The following is a 1,018-nucleotide window of genomic DNA, read 5'->3' on the forward strand; positions in this document are numbered from 1 at the left end:
CTCGTCTTCAATGGGTTTTAATACTTTTTGATTTGGTGCGGCTGCTTTTAGATCCCACGGACGAAGTGTATCTACTTGAAGTTCAGCTTTTTTCTCATTAAATATATTATCAATAAGTGGCACAACGTATTTACGAACGGATTCTGCAAGTTCATAGCAATCATCAGCCGTATAATCAAAACGTTCATATTTTTTAAACATATAATCACGATAATTATCTAATTGAATGTTTTTTGCCTTTTGGTGACGGATTGCAATTAATTCATTTAAAATATGTTGTAAATTATTTTCAACAGATAAGAATTTTTCAGAAATGAGCATTTTTGCTTTTTTTCGTATATCACGATTCGGATTTTGTAAGTAAGACTGTAGTTCAGTAATTGTTTTTTCTTCGCCATCCCATAGTGCAGTCAAACTGCCTGTAATTTCGAAGTACTCAGTTACTAATTTGTCTTCTTTTACTTCTAAATCAATGTTCTTTTCACAAAATAATGTTTGCGCATTTTTTATTTTTTTATCTAGTAAGCTATAAGTTTTTGGATCAAGTTGCATTCGAAATGGTGACTCTAAATATTTATTATCAAAGGAATTTTGATAACGTTTCAAAAGAGGCCTTACATATTGTTGATCATATTCAAACGTATCTTTTATTTCTTTGTTATCTGTATTACATTGAAAGTCAATATAGTGTGATCTCAATTGTTCTTCGATTTCCCATATTAATTTCGACTGTATTTTCAGCCAATTTTCTAAATCTTCTCCTGAAGAAATGGGTTTACTTAATAAAGTAGATAAGTCGTTCTCTAGCTCATGTATATTACGGATATCGATCGTATTAGAGTTCTGCATTATTTACCCCTCACTTTTTATTTACTCAAGGAGATATTCTTCTTTTTCGTTATAATTCCTTTTTTACCAAAAAAATTTGTGCCTATTACGCCAAGAACAATCATAATTGTACCAATGATATGATAGTAGGCAATTTGTTCATGTAAGAATACAACGCCTGCAATTATAG

The 1,018-nt window shown here is 30.4% G+C and carries 2 pseudogenes; both read right to left on the reverse strand.

Features of this window, described 5'->3' with window-relative positions:
• Positions 1 to 849 (reverse strand): annotated as a pseudogene (locus tag AC1DTM_RS28365) (M3 family oligoendopeptidase); the annotation flags it as partial.
• A gap of 17 nt (positions 850 to 866) precedes the next feature.
• A pseudogene (locus tag AC1DTM_RS28370) lies at positions 867 to 1,018 on the reverse strand (EamA family transporter); the annotation flags it as partial.

This window comes from Bacillus sp. P4_D3 (assembly GCF_056401855.1).